Origin of the sequence: Mesorhizobium sp. WSM4983, assembly GCF_029625765.1 — a bacterium.
GTDB lineage: Bacteria > Pseudomonadota > Alphaproteobacteria > Rhizobiales > Rhizobiaceae > Mesorhizobium.
On the sequence record NZ_JARTVM010000007.1, the window covers coordinates 127,691 to 152,589 of the forward strand.

Genomic DNA, 24,899 nt, shown 5'->3' on the forward strand with positions numbered 1-24,899 from the left:
TCCGGGGCCTCCGACATGGCGCACATCGTACTGACCTTCGACAACAACAAGCTTGCCAGCGCCCTATACGGCCAGTTCGACGAGAATCTGGCCCGTCTCGAGCAGAAGCTCGGCGTCGATATCCGTTCGCGCGGTAACCAGCTTGCGATCAAGGGCACAGCTTCGGCCGCCGAGCAGGCGCGCCGCGCGCTCGACACGCTCTACGGCATTCTGCAGAAGGGCGTCGATATCGGCCAGTCCGACGTCGACGGCGCCGTGCGCATGGCGATCGCCGCCGACGACCAGCTGACGCTGCCCACCATGGAGCGCAAGGGCAAGGTTTCGGCCGCCCAGATTGCCACGCGCAAGCGCACGATCTATGCCCGCTCGCTCAACCAGGACGCCTATATGCGCGCGCTGGAGCGCTCCGAAATGGTCTTCGGCATCGGCCCGGCCGGCACCGGCAAGACCTATCTGGCGGTGGCCCATGCGGCGATGCTGCTCGAGCGCGGCATGGTCGAGCGCATCGTGCTGTCGCGCCCGGCGGTCGAAGCCGGCGAGCGGCTCGGCTTCCTGCCCGGCGACATGAAGGAGAAGGTCGACCCTTATCTGCGGCCCCTCTACGACGCGCTATACGACATGATGCCGGCCGACAAGGTCGAGCGGGCGATCGCCGCCGAGGTCATCGAGATCGCGCCTTTAGCCTTCATGCGCGGCCGCACGCTGGCGCATGCCGCGGTGATCCTCGACGAGGCGCAGAACACCACGCCGATGCAGATGAAGATGTTCCTCACCCGTCTCGGCGAGAACTCGCGCATGATCGTCACCGGCGATCCGACCCAGATCGACCTGCCGCCCAACACCAAGTCGGGCCTGGTCGAGGCGCTGCGCATCCTCGACGGCGTGCCGGGCATAGTCACGGTCCGCTTCAACGAGGGCGATGTCGTGCGCCATCCACTGGTTGCCGAGATCGTCAAGGCCTATGACCGGGACGGCAAGTTCGCCAGGGGCCTCGGCGCCGAGAGCTGATCCAAGCCCCATGGCTGAAAATCCGGGATCCAGCGGCAAGACGCCGGTCGACATCGATATTTTCGTCGAGGCCGGCGACTGGCCCCCTGAGGCCGAGCTGGCGCACCTGGTCGATCAGGCCGTCGCTGCCGCCTTTGCCGAAACCGGCGCGAGCGGCGCTTCGGAGCTCAGCGTCGTTTTTTCCGACGACGCCCATATCCGCACTCTCAACGCCGAATGGCGCGGCAAGGACAAGCCGACCAACGTGCTGTCTTTCCCAGCTTTTTCCGTTCCGAAAGGCGCCGAGCTGCCGCCGATGTTGGGCGACATCGTGCTTGCTTCCGAGACCGTTGCGCGTGAGGCCGCACTGGAAGACAAGCCGCTGGCGAACCATATCACCCATCTCGTCATCCATGGCCTGCTGCATCTTCTGGGCCATGATCACGAGACCGACGCCGAGGCCGAGGAGATGGAAGCGATCGAGCGCGCGGCGCTTGCGAGGCTTGCCATTCCCGATCCCTACGCGTAACAAAAAAGACCAATTGACCTGATGGCGATGAACGATAAACCAGAAACTGCCGCCCGTCCGGACGCCGGCAGTGCGGCCAAGCCTTCCGAAAAATCGGAAGAGGGCTCCAGTCCGAGTATTCCGACCGGCAGCGTGGCCGCCGAGCCTCCGCATGCCGGTCCTTCTCTCTTCGATCGCGTGCTAGGCCTGTTCAGGCACCGCAACGGCACCAACCTGCGCGAGGAGATCGCCGACGCGCTGGCCGAGACGGCCACCGATGCCGAATCCTTCTCGCCCGGCGAACGTGCGATGCTCAACAACATCCTGCGGCTGCGCGAAGTGCGCGTCGAGGACGTCATGGTGCCGCGTGCCGATATCGAGGCAGTCGAGATCACCACCTCGCTTGGCGATCTGCTTGGCCTCTTCGAACAGTCCGGTCATTCCCGCATGCCGGTCTATTCCGAAACGCTCGACGATCCGCGCGGCATGGTCCACATACGCGACGTTCTTGCCCACATCACCAAGGTCGCCCGCGTCAAGAAGGGCCGCGCGAACAGGAAGGCCCAGGCGCCGACCATTCTCGATCTGGCCCAGGTCGATCTCGCCCGCACCATCGGCGATCTCGACCTGATCCGGCCGGTGCTGTTCGTGCCGCCATCGATGCTTGCTTCCGACCTGATGGGGCGCATGCAGACGACGCGCACCCAGATGGCGCTGGTCATCGACGAGTATGGCGGCACCGATGGCCTCGCCTCGCTCGAGGACATCGTCGAGATGGTGGTCGGCGACATCGAGGACGAGCACGACGACGACGAGCCGATGATCACCCGGATCGGAGAGGGCGTGTTCGTGGTCGACGGCAAGGCCGAGATCGACGAGGTCGCCAAGATGATCGGCGAGGATTTCGCCGCGGGCGAGCACGGTGAATATGTCGACACCATCGGCGGCATGATCTTCAACACGCTCGGCCGGGTTCCGGCCCGTGGCGAAGTGGTGCAGGCCATACCGGGCTTCGAATTCCACGTGCTCGACGCCGATCCGCGCCGCGTCAAGCGGGTGCGCATCGTGCAGAGCCCGAAGGGCGAACGGCAGCGCCGCCGCGCGGCGCGCACCGAGCAGGCCTGATATTCGCTCATGCGATCGATGACCACACAGACCGTGCGCATTGTGCCCAAAGAGGAGGCCGAGCGACTGAGCGGCCTCAGCATTGAAGGGTGGCACCGTTAGCGCGACCGTGAATTTGGTTGCGCTTACTGTGTTTGGAGCATCCGGCTCGGCCTGTTAAATCTCTGGCTGCCTGATTCGCGCGACTTGGAAAGTTGAATGCAGCGCTTTGCCGGCCGGATAATTCTGCTGTGGGGGTGGCGGCGGTCGCTGGTAGCGTTTGTCGCGGGAGCGCTCGCGGTTCTCGCCCAGGCGCCTTACGATTTCTTCGCCGTCTGTTTCGTCTCGTTTCCGGTGCTTGTCTGGCTGCTCGACGGCGCCACCGGTGAAGCCTCCGACGGCTGGCTGCGTCGCCTTCGCCCGGCTTTCGCCATCGGATGGTGGTTCGGCTTCGGCTATTTCCTCGCCGGCCTCTGGTGGATCGGCCAGGCCCTTCTTGTCGAGGCCGACAGCTTCGCCTGGGCGCTGCCCTTCGCCGTCGTCGGCATCCCCTTTGGGCTCGCCTTCTTCTATGGTTTTGCGACGCTCGTGGCGCGGCTTTGCTGGAGCAGTGATATCGGCCGCATCGCCGCACTTGCCTTCGGCTTCGGCCTTGCGGAATGGCTGCGCGATTTCCTGTTCACCGGCTTTCCCTGGAATGCCGTCGGCTATGCCGCAATGCCGGTGCCCCTCCTGATGCAAAGCGTGTCGGTGACGGGCATGATCGGCATGAACGCGCTCGCCGTTTTTGTCTTTTCCCTGCCGGCGCTTGTCGCGGCGCGCCGGCATCTCAGGCTGGGCTTGGCCTTGTTCGTCGCTCTCGTTGCCGCTCACGTCGGCTTCGGCTATTTCAGGCTTGCCGTCCCAGCCCCGCCGGCCACCCGCTCGATCGACGTGCGCATCGTTCAGCCCGCCGTCGACCTCACCGAGAAATGGGATGCCTCGGTGCGCGACCGCATCTTCGCCACGCTGATGGGGATTTCGGCGAAGGCACCGGAGCAAGGCCATGCCAAGCCGCAACTGATCCTGTGGCCGGAAACGTCCGTGCCGTTCCTGTTCACGGAGCGTCCGGACGCGCTGACGGCCTTGGGCGATATGCTGGGCGACGGCCAGATGCTGATCGCCGGCGTGGTGCGCGAGGAGGGTGGCGCAGGCAATGCCGGCAGCCGTTATTACAACTCCGTGGTGGCGATCAACGACAAGGGCGAGATCGTCGATGCTGTCGACAAGGTGCATCTGGTGCCGTTCGGCGAATATCTGCCTTTTGCCGGCCTGTTCGAGCGTTTCGGCATAGGCCAGCTCGTTGCCGGACCGATGAATTTCGCCGCCGGCAACGAACGCCATCCGATCGCGGTGCCGAACGGCCTGCGCGCGGTTCCGTTCATCTGTTACGAGGTCATCTTTCCTGACCTCGTTGCAATCGATGCAGCGTCATCCGAGCTTATTGTGAACGTCACCAACGACGCCTGGTTTGGCGACACGCCAGGCCCTTACCAGCACTTCAGGCAGGCGCAGATTCGTGCGGTGGAGAATGGAGTGCCTTTGTTGCGTGCGGCCAACAACGGCATCTCCGCCGTTGTCGATTCGCGTGGGCGCATCGTCGATGCCCTGGCAGTCGATGCGCGCGGCGCCATCGACGCCCATGTGCCGGTTTCCGCGCGCGCCCTGCTAACCGCCGATCAGCGGCGAATTAACGGATTGCTGATCATGTTGCTGTTTGCCCTCGCGGCCCTCACATTGAATGTAAGGCAGCGGCTACGGGTGAATTGACAGTCGGCACATTAGAAACTCATACTGTAACGCCTAAAATTTTCTCGAAGTCGGTTGGAGGGGTCTGTTGGGGCAGGTGGCTCCGGTTTCGTTTGGGCGGCAAAAATAGAAAAAGCCGGAAAAATTCGGCGAGGAAAAAATGACAGAAGAGAACAAGAAGAAGCCGAATCCGATCGACATTCATGTCGGCAGTCGTATTCGGCTGCGTCGCAATATGCTTGGAATGAGCCAGGAAAAGCTGGGTGAAAATCTCGGCATCACGTTTCAGCAGATACAGAAGTACGAAAAGGGGACCAACAGGGTCGGCGCCAGCCGCCTGCAGGCAATCGCCTCCATCCTGAGCGTCCCTGTCGCCTTCTTCTTCGAGGACGCCCCCGGTCAGGAGGCGGTCACCGGCAATCGGGGATTTGCCGAGGATGCCTCGATGACTTTCGCGATCGAATTCTGCGGCAGCCCGGAAGGGCTTCAGCTCAATCGTGCCTTCGTCAAGATTCCCGACGTCAAGGTGCGGCGCCGGATTATCGATCTTGTGAAGTCCCTTTCGCCGGACGACGCCGAGTGAATCCAGGCTCATGTCGCCGGCGGTACCCTGCCGCCGGTGGCACAAGTTGATTGTGCCGATAGTCATGCCAGATCTGTCGCGCCGCTTGACGAGCGGCGCCCGGCACCGCTAACACGTGGCGCGCCAAAATCGGCAGCCTTGCCGATCCTTTTCAAGAGGGGACACCCGTGACGCGGCAGAACTATCTCTTCACCTCGGAATCCGTCTCCGAAGGCCATCCCGACAAAGTCTGTGACCGTATCTCCGACGAGATCGTCGATCTCGTCTATCGCGAGGCCAGGAAGACGGGCATGGACCCGTGGAAGGTGCGCGTTGCCTGCGAGACGCTGGCCACCACCAACCGCGTCGTCATCGCCGGCGAGGTCAGGGTTCCCGAGACGCTGCTGAAGAAGGACAAGGCAGGCAACATCCTCAAGGATGCGGCGGGCCACCCGGTCGTCAATCCGACCAAGTTCAAATCGGTCGCCCGCAAGGCCATCCGTGAGATCGGCTACGAGCAAGCCGGTTTCCATTGGAGGACGGCCAAGATCGAGGTGCTGCTGCACGGCCAGTCGCCGGACATTGGCCAGGGCGTCGACAATGCCGCCGACCGCCAGGGCGAGGAAGGCGCGGGCGACCAGGGCATCATGTTCGGCTATGCTTGCCGCGAGACGCCGGACCTGATGCCGGCGCCGATCTACTACAGTCACAAGATCCTCGAATTGCTTGCCGCCGCGCGCCACGAAGGCAACGGCGAGGCCGCCAAGCTCGGCCCGGACGCCAAGAGCCAGGTCACCGTGCGCTATGCCAACGGCAAGGCGGCGGAAGTGACGCAGATCGTGCTTTCCACCCAGCACCTCGACTCGAGCTGGGATTCGAAGAAGGTCCGCAATGTCGTCGAGCCTTACGTCCGCGAGGCGCTTGGCGAACTCAAGGTCGCCGACGACTGCAACTGGTACATCAACCCGACCGGCAAGTTCGTGATCGGCGGGCCCGACGGCGATGCCGGCCTCACCGGCCGCAAGATCATCGTGGATACCTATGGCGGTGCTGCGCCCCATGGCGGCGGCGCCTTCTCCGGCAAGGATACCACCAAGGTCGACCGTTCGGCTGCTTATGCGGCGCGCTATCTCGCCAAGAACGTGGTAGCGGCCAAGCTCGCCGACCGCTGCACCATCCAGCTTTCCTACGCCATCGGCGTCGCCCAGCCCCTGTCGGTCTATGTTGACCTGCACGGCACCGGCAGGGTCGACGAGGCCAGGCTCGAGGAGGCGCTGCGCAAGGTGATGGACCTCTCGCCTTCCGGCATCCGCCGTCATCTCGACCTCAACAAGCCGATCTACGCGAAAACCTCGTCCTATGGCCATTTCGGCCGCAAGGCCGGCCGGGACGGTTCCTTCTCCTGGGAGAAGACGGACCTTGCCAAGGCGCTCAAGGACGCGGTTGCCGATGCGATTGCCGCCTGACGGCGTCGCCAGACCTGTTCATGGAGCCAACCGACAGGCCAAGCCGCGCGACCGAAGGATTTTTCGGCCGCCGGCACGGCAAGACCATTCGTCCGCAGCAGGCCGAGGCGCTTGAACGTGGCTTGCGCGCCTATCGCCTCGACCTGACGGCGGAGGCACCCGCGTACCTTGGAACGCTGTTCAAGGCGGACGTTTCAGCCTGTCGGCTCGAGATCGGCTTCGGCGGCGGCGAACATCTTCTGCATCGCGCGACGGAGGCTCCGGCGACCGGTTTCATCGGCGTCGAGCCCTTCGTCAACGGCATGGCCAAGATGATGACGGCGCTCGACAAGCGCCCGCTCGCCAATCTGAGAGTCTATGACGACGACGCCACGCGTCTGCTCGATTGGCTGCCGCCAGCCTCGCTCGACGGCATCGACCTGCTTTATCCCGATCCCTGGCCGAAGAAGAAGCACTGGAAGCGGCGCTTTGTCAGCCCGGCCAATCTCGACCGGTTGGCCCGGGTGCTGAAGCCGGGCGGGAGATTCCGCTTCGCCTCCGATATCGACAGCTATGTGAACTGGACGCTGCTCGCCTGCAGCGCCAATAGCAGTTTCGCCTGGCAGGCAAACGAGGCTGCCGACTGGCACACGCCCTATGAGGGCTGGCCCGGCACCCGCTACGAGGCAAAGGCCCTTCGCGCGGGAAGGCGGCCCGCCTATCTGACCTTTATCCGGAAGTAGGCCGGACGCTATCGAGCACTAACTTCCCAGGGACCGGTAACCAGCCGCTCAGCAGCGGGGGGACCTGCCAAAGCGGTCGTCCGGTCGCAGAGAACTCGGCTTGCGGCCGGCTTGGACGATTGATGTATTGCAGTTCGCGCTACATGCTGCCATATTAACGGCAGGGAGATTAACTATGGCCGCCACGGTGGAACGTAAGGAATACCCGATCTCGATGCGCCTGCCGGAGGCGGACGTGGCGATCATTGATCGTGCCGCCGCTCTCCGCGGCCGGTCCCGCACGGATTTCGTGCGCGATGCTGCCGTGCGCGCGGCCGAAGATGTGTTGATGGACAGCCGCCTTATCCGCATGAGCCCGGAAGGCTTCGCGGAGTTTATCGAGGTTCTGTCAGCCCCGGTCGCTCCGGTTCCCGACATGGTGGAATTGGCAAAGCGGCCCGCGCCCTGGGAAGCCGGTTACGCAGCAAAGCGCTAGGCCGTGGCCTTATCGGCTCCCGAACCGCTTGGCGCAGCTCACGACGTTTCCGGGTTTTCCTGCGGGAAACCTACACTTGATCACTGGCTGAAAACGCGCGCGCTCTCCAATCAGGAGAAAGGCTTCACGGCCGTTCTCGTTGTCCACGAGGCCGGCCGAGTGGTCGGATATTATGCCTTGGCGCCGACGGCTGTGGTGCCGTCGATCTTGCCCCGGTCGATTCGCAAAGGGCAACCGCCCGATCCGGTGCCCTGTCTTCTCCTTGGCCAGCTTGCGACCGATACAGAATGGGCTGGGCGCGGTGTCGGCACTGGCTTGCTGAAGCACGCGCTCCAGCGCTGCGTTCAGGCTGCAGATCTGATTGGAGGACGTGCGCTCATGGTCAATGCAATCGACGGGGAGGCGGCGCAATTCTGGCAAAGACGGGGATTTCTGCCGACGAAGGACGATCCGCTTGTCTTGTTCCGTTCGATTGCTGCAATCGCTGCGTCGCTCGTAGAAGCCCAGAAGTAGGGGCGAGGGCTGCCTCTCGAAGAAGCCGCGACCGCCAACGAATTCTGCGCCTCGAGGCTTAAGCTCGAACTCAGCTATTGTCCGTTTCTTCCGTGGGCGGCCTAAAAGCGGCCGAGCTTGTCGAAAGCGGCCAGGTCGATGCCGAGTTTCTTCAGGTCGCTGCGGCGCGGCTTGCGGTTCGCCTCGACGGCCCGCGATGCGGCAGCCGCGCTGCCGAACGTGCCAAGAAAATCGCCAATCACAAAAAACAATCCACGGTCCATGACAAATACCTTCGCGCGCCAGTGCGCCCGACCTTTCTTTCTGCACCGCAACATAGATGGTTGTCGGCAGGCGAAGGTTACAGAGGCGCCGGCGCATGGCTGCCATGCTCGGCACGCAACGCTGCTACCGTCGGGGCTTCCGATGCATCGTCAGGCTTGAAACGCCGGGCGGGATCGTTTATATCAGCCTCAAATTCTTGGTCGGTATGACGAAGAGTGGGTCCACCCGGTCCCGCTCTTTTTTGTTACCTGCCGGCCGGAGCGACAAGGCGACAGGAAACTTATGACCGCAGCGGCAAGCGAGGCCGACGACCGTATCATCCGCGAAAGCGGTATCGATGCGCGCATTGCGCTGATCATACAGCCGGTGCTGAAGGCCATCGGCTTCCGCCTCGTGCGGGTGCAACTGACCGGCCAGAACGGGCTGACGCTGCAAATCATGGCCGAGCGCGACGACGGCACCATGACCGTCGAGGATTGCGAAGAGGTCAGCCGCGCGGTTTCGCCCGCGCTCGATGTCGAAGATCCGATCGAAAAGGCGTATCATCTCGAAGTCTCGTCGCCGGGCATCGACCGGCCGCTGGTGCGCAAATCGGATTTCACCACCTGGACCGGCCATCTGGTCAAGATGGAGACGTCGGTCCTCATCGGCGACCGCAAGCGCTTCAAAGGCAAGATCGCCGAGGCGGACTCCGACGGCATCTTGCTGGAGCGCGACAAGGCGGCCTATGGCGAAGAGCCGACGGTGCGCGTGCCCTATGACGCGATTGCCGAGGCGCGTCTGGTGCTGACCGACGATCTTATCCGCGAGGCCCTGTCGAAGGACAACAGGGCCCGCAAGGAAGCAAAAAAACGCCGGGGCGAAGCGGAAGAAGATGCAATCGCCGGCGAAGAAAACGAAACCGAACACGAAAGTTGATCGAGCTTCAGGGCCGATGCCCGGAGCGAAGTCGGGAGAAAGACAATGGTTGTAAGCGCCAACAGGCTCGAACTGCTGCAGATCGCCGATGCGGTCGCGCGTGAAAAGTCGATCGATAAGCAGATCGTCATCGCCGCGATGGCCGATGCGATCCAGAAGGCGGCGCGTTCGCGTTATGGGCAGGAAACCAATATCCGTGCCGACATCAATCCCAATACGGGCGAGATGAAGCTGCAGCGGCTGATGGAAGTGGTCGAGAAGGTCGAGGATTACGCGACGCAGATCGCCCTTTCCACGGCGCGCGAGCGCAATCCCGACGCCCAGCTCGGCGACTTCATCGCCGAACAGCTGCCGCCGATGGATTTCGGCCGCATCGCCGCGCAGTCGGCCAAGCAGGTCATCGTCCAGAAGGTGCGCGAGGCCGAGCGCGATCGTCAGTATGACGAGTACAAGGACCGCATCGGCGAGATCGTCAACGGCACCGTCAAGCGCGTCGAATATGGCAACGTCATCGTCGACCTCGGCCGCGGCGAGGCGATCATCCGGCGCGACGAGCTGATCCCGCGCGAGAACTACAAATATGGCGACCGCGTCCGCGCCTATGTCTACGACGTGCGCCGCGAGCAGCGCGGCCCGCAAATCTTCCTGTCGCGCACGCATCCGCAGTTCATGGCCAAGCTCTTCACCATGGAAGTGCCGGAGATCTACGACGGCATCATCGAGATCAAGTCGGTCGCCCGCGATCCGGGCTCGCGCGCCAAGATCGCCGTCATCTCGCGGGATTCCTCCATCGATCCGGTCGGCGCCTGCGTCGGCATGCGCGGCAGCCGCGTCCAGGCGGTGGTCGGCGAATTGCAGGGCGAGAAGATCGATATCATTCCGTGGTCGCCTTCGGCCGCTTCCTTCATCGTCAATGCGCTGCAGCCGGCCGAAGTCGCCAAGGTGGTGCTCGACGAGGATGCGGAGCGCATCGAGGTGGTCGTGCCGGACGACCAGCTGTCGCTGGCCATCGGCCGCCGCGGCCAGAACGTGCGTCTTGCCTCGCAGCTCACCGGCTGGGACATCGACATCCTGACCGAGCAGGAAGAGAGCGAGCGCCGCCAGAAGGAATTCGTCGAGCGTTCGGCCCTCTTCATGGAAGCCCTCGATGTCGACGAGATGGTCGGCCAGGTGCTTGCCTCGGAAGGCTTCACCAGCGTCGAGGAAGTCGCCTATGTCGATTCTGGCGAAATCTCCTCGATCGACGGCTTCGACGAGGACACCGCTTCGGAAATCCAGTCGCGCGCCCGCGAATATCTGGAGAAGATCGAGGCCGAGCACGACGAGAAGCGCAAGGCGCTCGGCGTCGAGGACGAGCTGCGCGAGATCCCCGGCATCACCACGGCCATGATGGTGACCCTCGGCGAGGACGGCGTGAAGACGATCGAGGACTTCGCCGGCTATGCCGCCGACGACCTGATCGGCTGGAAGGAACGCAAGGACGGCGAGACCAAGGTCTATCCCGGTGTGCTCGCCGATCACGGCGTCTCGCGCGCCGATGCCGAGCAGATGGTGCTGACCGCTCGCAAGAAGGCCGGCTGGATTTCCGAGGAAGAACTGGCCGCTGAGGAAGCGGCCGGTGAAACCGTCGGTGCGTGAGGTGACCACCAATCGCAAAACCCGTGGACGACATGAACGATCGCACTTGCATCGTCACGCGCAGGCAGGCCGAAGCGGATGAACTGATCCGCTTCGTCGTCGGCCCGGATTCGGCCGTCGTTCCGGACATCAAGCGAAATCTGCCCGGCCGCGGTTGCTGGGTCACCGCCGATCGCCTACATATCGACAAGGCAGCGGCGAAGAACCTGTTTGCCCGCGCTTTCAAGGCGCAGGTCACCGTTCCAGCCGAACTCGGCGACATGGTCGACGGGCTGCTTTCCAGATCCGCCCTGGGCATGTTGGGTCTTGCTCGCAAGGCCGGAGCGGTCGTACTGGGCGCCGCCAAGGTAGAGGCTGCCGTGCGCGACGGGCAGGCGCTCTTCGTGCTGCACGCGAGGGAAGCCTCGGACGACGGCGTGCGCAAGATCAGTCAGGCGCGGCGGGCAACCGTTCATCTCGGCGGCCCCGCTACACCGGCCTACAAACTTTTCCCCGAAGCCGAGTTGAGCTTGGCATTGGGGGGTACAAATGTGATACATGCTGCCGTCCTCGCGCAGGATGCGGGTAAGGCGGTTGAGAAGCGCATGGTTGCGCTCGACCGTTATCGGGGCGGAACCCCGGACGATTTGGCAATGCTTGCGGCCGTTGCTGACGATGATGATGCCGCAGAGGATATGGAATGAGCGATACGAAATCGGGCGACGACAAGACGTTGAGCGTTACGCCGAAGAAGACCTTGACGCTGAAGCGCCCTGGCCTCGAGCAGGGCACCGTGCGCCAGAATTTCTCGCACGGACGCACCAAGTCGGTCGTGGTCGAGACCAAGAAGCGCAAGTTCTCGCTGCCCGGCGACAAGCCGGAGCCGGTGGCACCGTCCGTCTTCACCCCGAAGCCCGCAGCCGCGGCACCCGCGCCTGCCGTGCCGGAAGCGCCAAAGGCGCCGCCGCAGCCGGAACGCTCCGGCATGGTGCTGAACGAATTGTCGCGCGGCGAGATGGAAGCGCGCCGCAGGGCGCTCGAAGGCTCCAAGGCACGTGAGATCGAGGATCGTCAGCGCGCCCAGGAAGAGGCCAAGCGCCGCGCCGAGGAGGAAGAGCGCCGCAAGCGCGAGCGTGAGGAGTCCGCCCGCCGTCAGGCCGAGGAAGAGGCACGTCTGCAAACCGAGGCCGAGTCCCGCCGCCGCGCCGAGGAAGAAGCGCGCCGCCGCGCCCCGCAAGCCGCCGAACTGGCCACGGCCGACGAGGAAGAGGAGGTCAAGCCGCGGCGCCCTGGTGGTGCCGGCGCCGGAGCGCCTGTGCGCCGTCTGGTCACGCCGGAAGTCGCGCGGCCGGCCAAGCCGACCAAGGGCGAGGAAGACCGTCGCCGCGGCAAGCTGACGCTGAACACCGCGCTGTCGGATGAAGATGCGCGCGGCCGCTCGCTGTCGTCGATGCGCCGCCGCCAGGAAAAATTCAAGCGCGCGATGCACAACGAGCCGCGCGAGAAAGTCATGCGCGAAGTGATCCTGCCCGAAACCATCACCATCCAGGAACTGGCGCAGCGCATGTCCGAGCGCGCCGTGGACGTGGTCAAGTTCTTCATGAAGCAGGGCCAGATCTTGAAGCCGGGCGACGTCATCGACGCCGATACGGCCGAGCTGGTCGCTTCCGAGTTCGGCCATACGGTCCGCCGCGTCGCCGAGTCCGACATCGAGGAAGGCCTGTTCAACATCGCCGACCGCCCGGAAGACCTGGTGTCGCGTCCGCCCGTGGTGACCATCATGGGCCATGTCGACCACGGCAAGACCTCGCTGCTCGACGCCATCCGCAACGCCAATGTCGTCTCAGGCGAGGCCGGCGGCATCACCCAGCATATCGGCGCCTACCAGATCGAGAAGAACGGTCAGAAGATCACCTTCATCGACACGCCCGGCCACGCCGCCTTCACGGCGATGCGCGCTCGCGGCGCCCAGGTGACCGACATCGCCGTGCTGGTGGTGGCGGCCGACGACAGCGTCATGCCCCAGACGATCGAATCGATCAATCACGCCAAGGCGGCCGGCGTGCCGATCATCGTGGCGATCAACAAGATCGACAAGCGCGACGCCGACCCGCAGAAGGTGCGCACTGAACTGCTGCGCCACGAAGTGTTCGTGGAATCGATGGGCGGTGAGGTGCTGGACGTCGAGGTTTCGGCGACCAAGGGCACCAATCTCGACAAGCTGCTGGAAGCGATTCTGCTGCAAGCCGAAGTCCTCGACCTCAAGGCCAATCCCGACCGCACCGCCGAAGGCGCGGTCATCGAGGCGCAGCTGGACAAGGGCCGCGGTCCGGTCGCCACCGTGCTGGTGCAGACCGGCACGCTGATGCCCGGCGACATCATCGTCGCCGGCAACGAATGGGGCCGTGTCCGCGCGCTGGTCAACGATCGCGGCGAGCATGTGCCGGAAGCGCCGCCGGCAATGCCGGTCGAGGTGCTCGGCCTCCAGGGCACGCCGCAGGCAGGCGACCGCTTCGCGGTCGTCAACAACGAGGCGCGTGCGCGTGAGATCACCGAGTATCGCCAGCGCCTGGCGCGCGAGAAGGCGGTGGCCAAGCATGCCGGCCAGCGCGGCTCGCTCGAGCAGATGATGTCGCAGTTGCAAGCGAGCGGGCTGAAGGAGTTTCCGCTGGTCATCAAGGGCGACGTGCAGGGCTCGATCGAGGCGATCAACGCTGCGCTCGAAAAGCTCGGCAACGACGAGGTCAGGGTACGGATCGTCCATTCGGGTGCCGGCGGCATCACAGAAACCGACGTCTCGCTTGCCGAGACCTCGGGCGCTGCGATCATCGGCTTCAACGTCCGCGCCAATGCGCAGGCGCGCACGGCTGCTGCCGCTGCCGGCATCGAGATCCGCTACTATTCGATCATCTACAACCTCGTCGATGACGTTAAGGCAGCTCTTTCCGGCATGCTCTCGCCCGAGCGGCGCGAGACCTTCATCGGCAATGCCGAGATCCTCGAGATCTTCGACATCTCGAAGGTCGGCAAGATCGCCGGCTGCCGCGTCACCGAAGGCAAGGTCGAGCGTGGCGCGGGCGTGCGCCTGATCCGCGACAACGTCGTCGTCCACGAAGGCACGCTGAAGACGCTGAAGCGCTTCAAGGACGAGGTTTCGGAAGTGCCGGGCGGTCAGGAATGCGGCATGGCCTTCCAGAACTACGAGGACATGCGCGTCGGCGACGTCATCGAGTGCTTCCGCGTCGAGATGGTGAGCCGGACGCTCTAATTTCGGATATACTTGCCGGAATTCACCGGGCGGCGGCCGCAAGGCTGCTGTCCGAGATCCTTGTTTCGTAGTTGAGACATGTGGCGCGGTCCCATCCCGCGCTTCACGATTTCAGGACTGAAGAAAAATGTCCCGTTCGACAACATCAGGCCCCTCCCAGCGCATGCTGCGCGTCGGTGAGCAGGTGCGTCACGCCCTATCCGAGACCCTGCAGCGCGGCGAAATCATCGACCCGGTGATCGAGAACAGTGTCGTCTCGGTCTCGGAAGTACGCATGTCGCCCGACCTCAAGATCGCCACCGCTTTCGTTTCTCCGCTTGGTGTCGGCGACGCCGATGCCGTGGTCGGGGCGCTCAACAGGCATGCGAAATTCATTCGCGGCCGCGTCTCGGGCGCGCTCAGGCAGATGAAGTACATGCCCGAGTTTCGCTTCCGGCTCGATACGTCTTTCGACAATTTCGCCAGGATCAACGAATTGCTGAAATCGCCCGAGGTCGCGCGCGATCTCGACCACCAGAATAAAAACAACGACAAGGACGAGGAATAGGTGGCGCGCCGCGGCAAGAAGAAGGGCCGGCCGGTCTCCGGCTGGGTGGTGCTGGACAAGCCGGTCGGCATGGGCTCGACCGAAGCCGTCTCCAAGATCAAATGGCTGTTCCAGGCGGAGAAGGCCGGCCATGCCGGCACGCTCGACCCGTTGGCTTCCGGCATGCTGCCGATCGCGCTCGGCGAGGCGACCAAGACCGTGCCTTACGTGCAGGATGGCGCCAAGGTCTACCGCTTCACCGTCGCCTGGGGCGAGGAGCGGTCGACCGACGACCTCGAAGGGCCGGTGACGAACAGCTCGGACCGCCGCCCGGCCGAGGCCGAGGTGCGGGCGCTGCTGCCGAAATACACCGGCGTCATCATGCAGACGCCGCCGCAATTCTCTGCCGTCAAGATTGCCGGCGAGCGCGCCTACGATCTTGCCCGCGACGGGGAGACGGTCGACATTCCCGCCCGCGAGATCGAAATCGGCCGTTTGGACATCGTCGAGCATGGTGTCGATAGAACCGTCTTCGAGGTCGAGTGCGGCAAGGGCACCTATGTGCGCTCGCTGGCGCGCGACATGGGTCGCGATCTGGGCTGCTTCGGCCACATCTCCGAGTTGCGCCGCGTCGAGGTCGAGCCGTTCACGGCGGACGATTTCGTCACCGTCGCCGAGCTCGAAGCGGCGCGCTTCGGCGGCAAGACGGATGAGAATGCGGACGAAGAAGCCGAGGTGTCGGTCGATTTCGGCGCCATCGATGCGCTGCTGGTCGAGACCGCCGCAGCACTTGACTGCTTGCCGCAGGTCGCCGTCAGCGACGACGCCGCGACCAAGATCCGCCTCGGCAATCCCGTCATCATTCGAGGGCGCGACGCGCCGGTCGAGGCCGAGGAGGCCTGTGCCACGGCGCGTGGCAAGCTCGTCGCCATCGGCGCCATAGAACAGGGCATGTTCAAGCCCAAGCGGGTCTTTGCCGGTTGACGGCACTCGGCTAGTTTCGGCTCGCAGTTCCAGGAAAACGTGTAACGGTTCCGTCGGAATTGCATGAAAACCGACGGTTAGAGCAGCGATCTGCTATGACGTCGCGCCCCAGGGGAGCTCATGGCCCAGAGGAATCATGGCCCAGAGGAATCATGGCCCAGAGGATTATGGCCCAGAGGATTGTGGCAATGGCTGAGACCGTCGGAAGGCGGGCGCCGCTGAAAATCCGCCGGCCGCCGGTCGGCGCTTCGCCCGGCACCTTGATCGCCGATCCGGCGGCGCGGCGCAGCGAGCTTCGGCTGACGTTGATCTCGCCGGAGAAATACAAAACCATCGACAATGCCAGCATCGACGAGCTCAACACCCATTGCGACCGCTGGCCGGTCGTCTGGCTTGATTGCACGGGGCTCGCGAACATCCCGCTGATCGAAGAGATCGGCCGGATTTTCGACCTTCATCCGCTGGCGCTCGAGGATGTCGTCAACACCGGCCAGCGGCCGAAGGTGGATTTCTTCGAGGACCACGCCTTCGTCGTCATGCGCATGATCGACGATGTCGCCGCGCATCGCTACGAGCAGATCGCGGTGTTCTTCGGCGAGAATTTCGTCGTCACCTTTCAGGAGCGCGAGGGCGACCCGTTCGATCCAGTGCGCAAGCGCATCGCGGCTCCCATGCCCAACCGGCTGCGCTCGCGCGGCGCCGACTATCTCGCCTATGCGCTGATCGACGCCATCGTCGACAGCTATTTCCCGCCGATCGAGACGGTGAGCGAATTGGTCGACGGCATCGAAGACCAGATGCTCAACACGCCCCACAAGCACCAGATGCGGCAGTTGCACGAATTGCGGCGCGACGCCAATGTGCTGAAGGGCGTTCTGTGGCCGATGCGCGACGCGCTGGCGACGCTGATCCGCAACGACGTGCCCTTCGTGCAGGCCGAGACCAAGATATTCTTCAACGATACGCTCGACCATGCGCTGCGGCTAATCGAACTGGTCGAGACCCAGCGCGACATGCTGACCGGCTTGATCGAAATGCATCTGTCGCTGACCCAGGCACGCACCAACGACGTCATCTCCTATCTGACCATCGTCTCGGTGATCTTCATGCCGCTCACCTTCCTCGTCGGTGTCTGGGGCATGAACTTCGACCCGGATAGCTCGCCCTGGAACATGCCGGAGCTCAAGGCCTACTACGGCTACCCGGCGGCACTTTTGTTCATGCTGGTCGTTGCTGTCGGGCTCGTCGCCTTCTTCAAATGGAAGAAGTGGCTGTAGCAGCAGAACCCTCTGTTTTTGCGGCAGGACATGCGACAAGCCGGCTTGACAATTAGTCTGGTGTTTTGCGGGAAATTGCACTATATGCGCGGCAGCTTCGCGCCCTGACGCGCTGCTTGCACCGGCCCCTGCTGGACGACATCCCGGCTGAGGGCGTCCCGTTTCCTCGAACAGATAAGGAAAAACACGATGTCGATTACTGCCGATCGCAAAAAAGAACTGATGGCCGAATTCGCGACCGCGAAGGGCGATACCGGGTCCCCGGAAGTCCAGGTTGCCATCCTTTCCGAGCGCATCAAGAACCTGACGGAGCACTTCAAGGACCACAAGAAGGATAACCATTCCCGCCGTGGTTTGCTTGCTCTCGTTTCCCAGCGCCGCAGCCTGCTTGATTACCTCAAGCGCAAGGATGACACGCGCTATCAGACGCTGATCGACAAGCTCGGTCTCCGTCGCTGACGAATTGACCGGCGGGCTCTCTGCGGAGAGCCCGCCGGTCGCGCATTGGCGGACCGGTCGCTCCGGTGCCCGATGCTGGAGTGGAGCGCGCCGCGCTCTCGAAATTCGCATTCGCGCATGGCGCGTCTCGGAAACAGGGGTTTCCGGCGTCGTGCGCAAAGGACCGGCCGACCGGTCGGCCAGACCCGGTTCCGGAAGCGCAAAGGGCCGTTCGGAACCGCCCATGGACGGTCATGGGGCAGGATTGCAGGATGCTCGCTCGGCAATCGCCACCTGTCGAGCTTCCCGTTGTCTTGCCCGTGGCTGCCCGAAGGAAGCCAGGGAAGGGATGCTCCGCGACCGTTGAGACGGCGCGGCCCTTTCCGCACATGAAGGACAAGATATGTTCAATCAACACAAAGTGGAAATCGAATGGGGCGGCCGTCCGCTCATCCTGGAAACCGGCAAGATCGCTCGCCAGGCTGACGGCGCGGTGCTCGCCACCTACGGCGAGACCGTGGTTCTCGCCACCGTCGTTTCGATGAAGGAGCCGAAGCCCGGCCTCGATTTCTTCCCGCTCACCGTCAATTACCAGGAAAAGACCTATGCCGCCGGCAAGATTCCGGGCGGCTACTTCAAGCGCGAGGGCCGTCCGAGCGAGAAGGAAACGTTGGTTTCCCGCCTGATCGACCGCCCGATCCGCCCGCTGTTTGCTGACGGCTACAAGAACGACACCCAGATCGTCGTCACCGTCGTCCAGCACGATCTCGAGAACGATCCGGACATCCTGTCGATCGTCGCTACCTCGGCCGCGCTCACCCTGTCCGGCGTGCCCTTCATGGGTCCGATCGGCGGCGCCCGCGTCGGCTACATCAACGGCGAGTATGTGCTCAATCCGCATATCGACGAGATGGAGGAATCGAAGCTCGACCTCGTCGTCGCCGGCACCGCCGACGCCGTGCTGATGGTCGAATCCGAGGCCAAGGAGCTCAGCGAGGAGCTCATGCTCGGCGCCGTCGTGTTCGGTCACAAGAGCTTCCAGCCGGTGATCGACGCCATCATCAAGCTGGCCGAGGTCGCCGCCAAGGATCCGCGCGACTTCACCGCGCCGGACCATTCGCAGCTCGAAGGCGAGATGCTGAAGGTTGTCGGCGACGAGCTTCGCGACGCCTACAAGATCATCGAGAAGCAGTCCCGCTACGCGGCCGTCGACGCCGTCAAGGCGAAGGTCAAGGCCGCGTTCACGCCGGCCGAAGGCGAGGATCCGAAATATTCGTCCGAGCAGATCGCAAGCGTCTTCAAGGAGCTCCAGGCCAAGGTCGTACGCTGGAACATCCTGGACACCGGCTCGCGCATCGACGGCCGCGACCTGAAGACCGTGCGCAAGATCGTCGCCGAAGTCGGCGTCCTGCCGCGTACCCATGGTTCGGCGCTGTTCACCCGCGGCGAGACTCAGGCGCTGGTCATTGCCACGCTCGGCACCGGCGAGGATGAGCAGTTCGTCGATTCGCTGACCGGCATGTACAAGGAGAAGTTCCTCCTCCACTACAACTTCCCGCCCTATTCGGTTGGCGAAACCGGCCGCATGGGCTCGCCGGGCCGCCGCGAGATCGGCCACGGCAAGCTTGCCTGGCGCGCGATCCACCCGATGCTGCCTTCGGCGGACCAGTTCCCGTACACGCTGCGCGTCGTCTCGGAGATCACCGAGTCGAACGGCTCGTCCTCGATGGCGACGGTCTGCGGCACCTCGCTGGCGCTGATGGATGCCGGCGTGCCGATCGCCAAGCCCGTGGCCGGCATCGCCATGGGCCTGATCAAGGAAGGCGAGCGCTTCGCGGTGCTCTCCGACATCCTTGGCGACGAGGATCATCTCGGCGACATGGACTTCAAGGTCGCCGGCACCGCCAACGGCGTCACCTCGCTGCAGATGGACATCAAGATCGATGGCATCACCGAGGAGATCATGGGCATCGCGCTCGGCCAGGCCAAGGAAGGCCGGCTGCACATCCTGGGCGAGATGGCGCATGCCATATCTTCCTCGCGCGCCGAGCTCGGCGAATTCGCGCCGCGCATCGAGGTCATGCACATCCCGACCGACAAGATCCGCGACGTCATCGGCTCCGGCGGCAAGGTGATCCGCGAGATCGTCGAGAAGACCGGCGCCAAGATCAACATCGAGGATGACGGCACGGTCAAGATCGCGTCGGCCAACGCCAAGGAGATCGAGGCGGCGAAGAAGTGGATCCACACCATCGTCGCCGAGCCGGAAGTCGGCGAGATCTACGAAGGTACCGTCGTTAAGACGGCCGACTTCGGCGCCTTCGTCAACTTCTTCGGCCCGCGCGACGGCCTCGTCCACATCTCGCAACTCGCCAATGAGCGCGTCGCCAAGACCTCCGACGTCGTCAAGGAAGGCGACAAGGTTTGGGTCAAGCTGATGGGCTTCGACGAGCGCGGCAAGGTGCGCCTGTCGATGAAGGTCGTCGACCAGGCGACCGGCAAGGAAATCGTTCAGGAAAAGAAGAAGCCGGAAGGCGAGGAAGACGCCGCCTGATCGGCCTGACCGCATGATTGAAACGGGCGCGCTGCAAGGTCGCGCCCGTTTCTATTTCAAGCGCCCTTCAAGGGTAGGTGAATGGCCGCTGAGCCGCTGAAGACGCTGTTCTATCCGTTTGAGGCCGAAGCGCTGCCTTGGCCGCGAAGCGATGCCCGGATCCTCTTTCTTGGCGCTGAGCCTGGTTTCCGTTTGCCCGGCGGCGTCGCTGCGGCGCTGCATCTCGTGCAAGGTTTTCGGCCGCATTTTCGTGCTCTGCAGGCAGCCGGCTATTCGGTCACGCCGCAGGCGGAAGGCTCGGCCTTCGATGCTGCCCTTGTGCTGGCCGGCCGGCATCGCGGCCAGAACGAGCTGCGCATCGCCGAAGCCATCGAGCGCGTCGCGCCCGGCGGGTTGATCGTCGTCGCCGGCGGCAAGGAAGACGGCATCGATAGCCTGCGCAAGCGCGTGGGCGCGCTGGCGCCGCTCGAAGCCCACCTGCCGAAGCATCACGGCGTCGCCTTCTGGTTCCGCCGGGCCGGCATGGATGCGGCCCGGGCGCTTCGCGCCGCCAATCCCGATCTGGTCGTCGAAGGCCGCTTCCGCACCGCGCCCGGCATGTTCTCCTTCGATCGGGTCGACGCGGGGTCGAAGCTTCTGCTGGACAGCCTGCCGCAGGAACTTGCGGGCAATGTAGCCGATTTCTGTGCCGGCTGGGGCTATCTGGCGGCCGGAGTGATGGAACGCTCGACAGGGCTTTCCGGTCTCGACCTCTACGAAGCGGATTTCGAGGCCCTGGAGGCGGCAAAGGTCAATATCCGCGCAACCGCAGTCGAGCCCCGCTTCTTCTGGACCGATCTGCTGACCGAAACGGTCGAGCGAGGTTACGACGCGATCGTCATGAACCCGCCCTTCCACAGCGGCAGGGCTGCCGACCCGGGCATCGGCGCTGGCATGATCCGTGCGGCGTCGAAGGCACTGAAACCAGGCGGACGCCTGTTCATGGTGGCGAACCGGCAGTTGCCCTACGAACAGGTGCTGGCGGGAGCCTTCTCCAGTCACGCCGAGGTCGCGCGCGATGGCATGTTCAAGGTGTTTTCGGCGCGGCGTTAAAAGCAATTCCAGGTAAAGCGTGAGACGGTTTTCCGTCCCCGTGATTGCTCCAGGAAATGGACGCAGCGCCCTACTGCAGGCTGACGAGGCGTGCCGGCTCGCGCCTGGCATGAACAGGGCGCAACGCGCCGAGCTCGATCTCGAGCGGCGCGGGGCGGCCGAACAGATAACCCTGCACGACCTCGCAACCGGCGGCTCTCAGCAGCGTCGCCTGGTTCTCGGTCTCGACGCCTTCGGCGATGATGCCGACGCCGAGCGCCCGCGATAGCCCGACGATGGTCGAGACGACAGCGCCCGAGCTGGAATCATTATCGATGCGGCTGACGAAGGAGCGGTCGATCTTCAGCTTGCCGAACGAGAAGTCGATCAGATAGCTCAGGTTGGAATAGCCGGTGCCGAAATCGTCGACGGCGACCGAGATGCCCATCTCGGCGAGTTGCCGCAGGATGACGGCCGCGCGGTCGCGGTCCTGCATCATCGCCGTTTCGGTGACTTCGAGTTCCAGCCGCGACGGCTTGATGCCGGTCGATGCCATGGTCTGGCGCACGATGCCGACGAAGTCCCTGGTCATGAACTGGACCGGCGAGATGTTGACGGCGACGAAGCAATCCTCCGGCAGGTACTGGGCGTCGCTGCAAGCCTTGCGCAGCACCCATTCGCCGATCGGGTTGATCATGCCGGTTTCCTCGGCGATCGGAATGAATTCCATCGGCGGGATCATGCCGCGTTCCGGATGCTTCCACCGGATCAGCGCTTCATAGCCGACGACACGGCCGCCCTGCAGGTCGAATTGCGGCTGGTAGTGGAGGCTGAAGTCGCCGCGGTCGAAGGCGGTTTTGAGCTCCGATTCAATCCATTGCCGGTGGTCCGCAACGCGGCCCATGTCGGCGTGGAAGACCGACCAGTTGCCGATGCCGCTTGCGCGCGCATTCTGCAGCGCCAGGTTCGAACGGCGAAGGATGAGCACCGGATCGACGCCGTCCTTCGGCATCGCCACGATGCCGACGGACATGCTGACCGACTGCAGATGCGTCTGGAGCTGGTAGGGCTCCATCATGCGGTTGATGAATGTTTCGAGGAACCGTTCGAGATATCCCCGGATCTCACGGTCCGGCAAGAGCACGGCGAATTCGCCGGCGCCGAGCCGTCCGATCACGACATCCTCCGGCATGCTCTCCTTCAGCCTTTTGGTGAAGGCGCGGATCAGCTCGTCGCCATGACTGTAGCCGATGGCGTCGTTGATCTGCTTGAAGCGGTCGATGTCGATATCGATCAAGTAGACCGGTTCGCCGGTCTCCAGCGTTTCCGCTGCCGCCGCCGCGACCTTTCCGACGATCGCCTGGCGCGTCAGCAGGCCGGTCATCTTGTCGAAATGGGTTTCCTTGAAGACGTATTCGGCCGATTCATCGATGCCTGCGAAGAAGGACATCGCGGCGCCGCCGGCGGAAAGGGCACAGAGCGCGGCGATGATAGCCGCCATCGTCCCGGCAGACATGCCGGCCAGGCCGTCGCCGAAGCCGAAGCGCAACCCCCAGAGTCCGAGGATAAAACTGCCCATGGCCGAGCTGGCGATGGTGATCAGCCGGAACAGCGGTGTTCGCTTCGGGTTGCTGACTGCAGACATGCAAGGTCCCTGAACTACAGGGCCGTTTAGCGGATACCTCCTTAAAATGGGTTTCCGCCAATGCCTCCAATTTTACTGGAAGGTGCTTTTTTCGTTAGCGAATTATTCGCGGGGGCCGTCGTTCTGCTTCAGTTCCTCTAGCGTCGGCATGGAGACGATGTGATAGCCGGAATCGACATAGTGGATCTCGCCTGTGACTCCCGAAGACAGATCGGACAGCAGGTAGAGCGCCGAGCCGCCAACCTCGTCGATGGTGACGGTGCGCCGTAGCGGCGAATTGCGCTGCTGATAAGAGAACATGTGGCGTGCGTCGGATACGCCTGAGCCGGCGAGCGTCCGCACCGGTCCTGCCGAGATGCCGTTCACCCGAATGCCGCGCGGGCCGTAATCGTTGGCGAGATAGCGCACGCTCGCCTCGAGTCCGGCCTTGGCGACGCCCATGACGTTGTAGTTCGGCATGACCCGCACCGACCCGGCATAGGTCAGCGTGATCATCGAGCCGCCGTTCGTCATCAGCGCGGCGGCATTGCGGGCGATCTCGGTAAAGGAATAGCAGGAGATCACCATGGTGCGGACGAAGTTGTCGCGGCTGGTGTCGGCGTAGAGGCCCTTGAGCTCGTTCTTGTCGGAGAAGCCGATGGCGTGAACGACGAAATCCAGGCCGTCCCAGGCTTCGCGAAGCGTCTGGAAGGTTGCGGTGACCGAGGCGCTGTCCTCGACGTCGCAAGGCACGACCAGCGAGGCACCGAGCTTCTCGGCCAGCGGCTTGACCCGCCGCCCGAAGGCGTCGCCCTGATAGGTGAAGGCGAGTTCCGCCCCGTGTTCGGACAATTTCCTGGCGATGCCCCAGGCGATCGAATGATCGTTGGCGACCCCCATGACAAGCCCGCGCTTGCCCTTCATCAACCCTTCCATAAAAGGCAATCCTTATGCGGAATAGCGCTGGAAAATCAGCGTTGCGTTGGTGCCACCGAAACCGAAGGAGTTGGACAGGACGGTGTCGATCTTGGCGTTGTCGATGCGCTTGCGCACGATCGGCATGCCCTCGAATTCGGGATCGAGCTCCTCGATATGGGCGCTCTCGCCGATGAAGCCGCCCTGCATCATCAGGATGGAGTAGATCGATTCCTGGACGCCTGCGGCGCCGAGCGAATGGCCGGTCAGCGACTTGGTCGAGGTGATATACGGCATGTGGTCGCCGAACACCTCGCGGATGGCGCCCATTTCCTTGGAATCGCCGACCGGCGTCGATGTGCCGTGCGTGTTGATGTAGTCGACCGGCGTCGAGACGGTTGCAAGCGCCTGCCGCATGCAGCGCACGGCGCCTTCGCCGGACGGCGCCACCATGTCGTAGCCGTCGGAGGTCGCGCCGTAGCCGACGATCTCGGCATAGATCTTGGCGCCGCGCGCCTTGGCGTGCTCCAGCTCTTCCAGCACCAGAACGCCCGCGCCGCCGGCGATGACGAAGCCGTCGCGGTTGACATCATAGGCGCGCGAAGCGGCCGATGCCTTGTCGTTGAATTTCGACGACATGGCGCCCATGGCGTCGAACAGGTCCGACATCGTCCAGTCGAGATCCTCGTGGCCGCCGGCGAACATCATATCCTGCTTGCCCCACTGGATCAGCTCACAGGCATTGCCGATGCAGTGCGCGGAGGTCGAGCAGGCGGACGAGATCGAGTAATTCACGCCGTGGATCTTGAACCAGGTGGCCAAGGTGGCCGAAGCGGTCGACGACATCGCCTTCGGCACCGCGAACGGACCGATCCGCTTCGGGCTGCCGTTCTTGAGCGTCGTTTCGGCGGCTTCCACGATGGTCCTGGTAGACGGTCCGCCGGAGCCCATCACGATGCCGGTCCGCTCATTGGTGATGTCGCTCTCGCCGAGCCCGGCGTCCGCGATCGCCTGATCCATGGCGACATGGTTCCAGGCAGCGCCTTGGCTCAGGAAACGCATTGCGCGGCGGTCGATCATCGCCGACGGGTCGAGCGTCGGCGCGCCCCATACCTGGCAGCGAAAACCGTGCTCGGCGAAGGAATTGGAAAAGCTGATGCCGGACTTGGCATCGTAAAGCGAGGCCTGCACCTCATTGGCGTTGTTGCCGATCGACGACACAATGCCGAGGCCTGTCACTACGACGCGTCTCATTCGCAACTCCTTCCGGCGTAGTTTGACGAAAAACCTAATTGGTTTCCGCCTTCGATCATACGCA

The 24,899-nt window shown here is 63.7% G+C and carries 23 protein-coding genes; 19 read left to right on the plus strand and 4 right to left on the minus strand.

What is annotated here, in order from left to right; translation table 11 throughout:
* Window positions 1-15 precede the first annotated feature (15 nt).
* The 9 genes from P9254_RS19800 (at window position 16) to P9254_RS19840 (ending at window position 8,125) form a co-directional block, all read left to right on the plus strand.
* On the plus strand, window positions 16-1,008 hold the full coding sequence (locus P9254_RS19800) for a PhoH family protein (protein ID WP_245299624.1): 993 nt from the start codon (window positions 16-18) through the stop codon (window positions 1,006-1,008).
* 10 nt (window positions 1,009-1,018) lie between these two features.
* Window positions 1,019-1,516, plus strand: coding sequence for an rRNA maturation RNase YbeY (gene ybeY / locus P9254_RS19805; protein ID WP_066996319.1), 498 nt, complete (start codon window positions 1,019-1,021; stop codon window positions 1,514-1,516).
* A 27-nt stretch (window positions 1,517-1,543) separates the two neighbouring features.
* Entirely contained in the window at window positions 1,544-2,620 is a 1,077-nt protein-coding gene (locus P9254_RS19810; RefSeq protein ID WP_127239964.1) for a hemolysin family protein, read from the plus strand.
* Between the two features lie 198 nt (window positions 2,621-2,818).
* Entirely contained in the window at window positions 2,819-4,408 is a 1,590-nt protein-coding gene (gene lnt, locus P9254_RS19815) for an apolipoprotein N-acyltransferase (protein ID WP_278057280.1), read from the plus strand.
* A 139-nt stretch (window positions 4,409-4,547) separates the two neighbouring features.
* A complete protein-coding gene (locus P9254_RS19820; RefSeq protein ID WP_095777507.1) occupies window positions 4,548-4,970 on the plus strand; it encodes a helix-turn-helix domain-containing protein in 423 nt (140 codons plus the stop codon).
* 167 nt (window positions 4,971-5,137) lie between these two features.
* Window positions 5,138-6,415 (plus strand): methionine adenosyltransferase, encoded by a 1,278-nt coding sequence (gene metK / locus P9254_RS19825; RefSeq protein WP_066996328.1) that lies wholly within the window; start codon window positions 5,138-5,140, stop codon window positions 6,413-6,415.
* 20 nt (window positions 6,416-6,435) lie between these two features.
* The gene (gene trmB, locus P9254_RS19830) at window positions 6,436-7,137 is read left to right on the plus strand and encodes a tRNA (guanine(46)-N(7))-methyltransferase TrmB (RefSeq protein WP_278057281.1); all 702 of its coding nucleotides are present in this window, start codon (window positions 6,436-6,438) and stop codon (window positions 7,135-7,137) included.
* A gap of 175 nt (window positions 7,138-7,312) precedes the next feature.
* Window positions 7,313-7,612, plus strand: a complete 300-nt coding sequence (locus P9254_RS19835; RefSeq protein ID WP_067324525.1) for a type II toxin-antitoxin system TacA family antitoxin — start codon at window positions 7,313-7,315, stop codon at window positions 7,610-7,612.
* A gap of 3 nt (window positions 7,613-7,615) precedes the next feature.
* Entirely contained in the window at window positions 7,616-8,125 is a 510-nt protein-coding gene (locus P9254_RS19840) for a GNAT family N-acetyltransferase (RefSeq protein ID WP_278057282.1), read from the plus strand.
* Window positions 8,126-8,226: 101 nt separating this feature from the next.
* Here the strand turns inward: P9254_RS19840 and P9254_RS19845 are convergent, their stop codons facing one another.
* Window positions 8,227-8,388, minus strand: a complete 162-nt coding sequence (locus P9254_RS19845) for a hypothetical protein (protein WP_278057283.1) — start codon at window positions 8,386-8,388, stop codon at window positions 8,227-8,229.
* A gap of 283 nt (window positions 8,389-8,671) precedes the next feature.
* On the opposite strand from P9254_RS19845, the gene rimP reads away from it, so the two are divergent.
* From rimP to P9254_RS19895, 10 genes are all read left to right on the plus strand, one after another.
* Window positions 8,672-9,307 carry a ribosome maturation factor RimP gene (rimP, locus tag P9254_RS19850; RefSeq protein WP_278057284.1) on the plus strand — a complete coding sequence of 212 codons (636 nt, stop codon included), beginning with the start codon at window positions 8,672-8,674 and terminating at the stop codon, window positions 9,305-9,307.
* A gap of 45 nt (window positions 9,308-9,352) precedes the next feature.
* Window positions 9,353-10,945 (plus strand): transcription termination factor NusA, encoded by a 1,593-nt coding sequence (gene nusA / locus P9254_RS19855; RefSeq protein WP_066996346.1) that lies wholly within the window; start codon window positions 9,353-9,355, stop codon window positions 10,943-10,945.
* Between the two features lie 32 nt (window positions 10,946-10,977).
* A complete protein-coding gene (locus tag P9254_RS19860; protein WP_095777502.1) occupies window positions 10,978-11,628 on the plus strand; it encodes an RNA-binding protein in 651 nt (216 codons plus the stop codon).
* Window positions 11,625-14,192 (plus strand): translation initiation factor IF-2, encoded by a 2,568-nt coding sequence (gene infB, locus P9254_RS19865; RefSeq protein WP_066996352.1) that lies wholly within the window; start codon window positions 11,625-11,627, stop codon window positions 14,190-14,192. The genes P9254_RS19860 and infB overlap by 4 nt, the downstream gene beginning before the upstream one ends.
* Before the next feature lie 127 nt (window positions 14,193-14,319).
* Window positions 14,320-14,739 (plus strand): 30S ribosome-binding factor RbfA, encoded by a 420-nt coding sequence (gene rbfA / locus P9254_RS19870; RefSeq protein ID WP_067324535.1) that lies wholly within the window; start codon window positions 14,320-14,322, stop codon window positions 14,737-14,739.
* Window positions 14,740-15,702, plus strand: coding sequence for a tRNA pseudouridine(55) synthase TruB (truB, locus tag P9254_RS19875; RefSeq protein ID WP_067324537.1), 963 nt, complete (start codon window positions 14,740-14,742; stop codon window positions 15,700-15,702). It abuts the gene before it with no gap.
* A gap of 182 nt (window positions 15,703-15,884) precedes the next feature.
* On the plus strand, window positions 15,885-16,979 hold the full coding sequence (corA, locus tag P9254_RS19880) for a magnesium/cobalt transporter CorA (protein WP_127241625.1): 1,095 nt from the start codon (window positions 15,885-15,887) through the stop codon (window positions 16,977-16,979).
* Between the two features lie 147 nt (window positions 16,980-17,126).
* Window positions 17,127-17,438, plus strand: coding sequence for a 30S ribosomal protein S15 (gene rpsO / locus P9254_RS19885; RefSeq protein ID WP_275955123.1), 312 nt, complete (start codon window positions 17,127-17,129; stop codon window positions 17,436-17,438).
* Between the two features lie 382 nt (window positions 17,439-17,820).
* Window positions 17,821-19,971 (plus strand): polyribonucleotide nucleotidyltransferase, encoded by a 2,151-nt coding sequence (gene pnp / locus P9254_RS19890; RefSeq protein WP_095824224.1) that lies wholly within the window; start codon window positions 17,821-17,823, stop codon window positions 19,969-19,971.
* 81 nt (window positions 19,972-20,052) lie between these two features.
* Window positions 20,053-21,063, plus strand: a complete 1,011-nt coding sequence (locus tag P9254_RS19895; RefSeq protein WP_095799330.1) for a class I SAM-dependent methyltransferase — start codon at window positions 20,053-20,055, stop codon at window positions 21,061-21,063.
* Between the two features lie 70 nt (window positions 21,064-21,133).
* On the opposite strand, the gene P9254_RS19900 is transcribed toward P9254_RS19895, so the two are convergent.
* From P9254_RS19900 to fabB, 3 genes are all read right to left on the minus strand, one after another.
* The gene (locus tag P9254_RS19900; protein WP_278057285.1) at window positions 21,134-22,687 is read right to left on the minus strand and encodes a putative bifunctional diguanylate cyclase/phosphodiesterase; all 1,554 of its coding nucleotides are present in this window, start codon (window positions 22,685-22,687) and stop codon (window positions 21,134-21,136) included.
* A 102-nt stretch (window positions 22,688-22,789) separates the two neighbouring features.
* On the minus strand, window positions 22,790-23,602 hold the full coding sequence (gene fabI, locus P9254_RS19905; protein ID WP_095777496.1) for an enoyl-ACP reductase FabI: 813 nt from the start codon (window positions 23,600-23,602) through the stop codon (window positions 22,790-22,792).
* A 12-nt stretch (window positions 23,603-23,614) separates the two neighbouring features.
* Window positions 23,615-24,835, minus strand: coding sequence for a beta-ketoacyl-ACP synthase I (fabB, locus tag P9254_RS19910; RefSeq protein WP_127215722.1), 1,221 nt, complete (start codon window positions 24,833-24,835; stop codon window positions 23,615-23,617).
* Between the last annotated feature and the right edge of the window lie 64 nt (window positions 24,836-24,899).

Bases quoted from the DNA above. Each gene is read 5' to 3' on its own strand.
- P9254_RS19820 (WP_095777507.1), top strand. From the start codon at position 4,548: ATGACAGAAGAGAACAAGAAGAAGCCGAATCCGATCGACATTCATGTC.
- P9254_RS19810 (WP_127239964.1), top strand. From the start codon at position 1,544: ATGAACGATAAACCAGAAACTGCCGCCCGTCCGGACGCCGGCAGTGCG.
- rbfA (WP_067324535.1), top strand. From the start codon at position 14,320: ATGTCCCGTTCGACAACATCAGGCCCCTCCCAGCGCATGCTGCGCGTC.
- fabI (WP_095777496.1), bottom strand. From the start codon at position 23,602: ATGGAAGGGTTGATGAAGGGCAAGCGCGGGCTTGTCATGGGGGTCGCC.
- lnt (WP_278057280.1), top strand. From the start codon at position 2,819: ATGCAGCGCTTTGCCGGCCGGATAATTCTGCTGTGGGGGTGGCGGCGG.
- ybeY (WP_066996319.1), top strand. From the start codon at position 1,019: ATGGCTGAAAATCCGGGATCCAGCGGCAAGACGCCGGTCGACATCGAT.
- P9254_RS19860 (WP_095777502.1), top strand. From the start codon at position 10,978: ATGAACGATCGCACTTGCATCGTCACGCGCAGGCAGGCCGAAGCGGAT.
- P9254_RS19835 (WP_067324525.1), top strand. From the start codon at position 7,313: ATGGCCGCCACGGTGGAACGTAAGGAATACCCGATCTCGATGCGCCTG.
- nusA (WP_066996346.1), top strand. From the start codon at position 9,353: ATGGTTGTAAGCGCCAACAGGCTCGAACTGCTGCAGATCGCCGATGCG.
- P9254_RS19895 (WP_095799330.1), top strand. From the start codon at position 20,053: ATGGCCGCTGAGCCGCTGAAGACGCTGTTCTATCCGTTTGAGGCCGAA.
- pnp (WP_095824224.1), top strand. From the start codon at position 17,821: ATGTTCAATCAACACAAAGTGGAAATCGAATGGGGCGGCCGTCCGCTC.
- P9254_RS19800 (WP_245299624.1), top strand. From the start codon at position 16: ATGGCGCACATCGTACTGACCTTCGACAACAACAAGCTTGCCAGCGCC.
- trmB (WP_278057281.1), top strand. From the start codon at position 6,436: ATGGAGCCAACCGACAGGCCAAGCCGCGCGACCGAAGGATTTTTCGGC.
- P9254_RS19845 (WP_278057283.1), bottom strand. From the start codon at position 8,388: ATGGACCGTGGATTGTTTTTTGTGATTGGCGATTTTCTTGGCACGTTC.
- P9254_RS19900 (WP_278057285.1), bottom strand. From the start codon at position 22,687: ATGTCTGCAGTCAGCAACCCGAAGCGAACACCGCTGTTCCGGCTGATC.
- rimP (WP_278057284.1), top strand. From the start codon at position 8,672: ATGACCGCAGCGGCAAGCGAGGCCGACGACCGTATCATCCGCGAAAGC.
- fabB (WP_127215722.1), bottom strand. From the start codon at position 24,835: ATGAGACGCGTCGTAGTGACAGGCCTCGGCATTGTGTCGTCGATCGGC.
- infB (WP_066996352.1), top strand. From the start codon at position 11,625: ATGAGCGATACGAAATCGGGCGACGACAAGACGTTGAGCGTTACGCCG.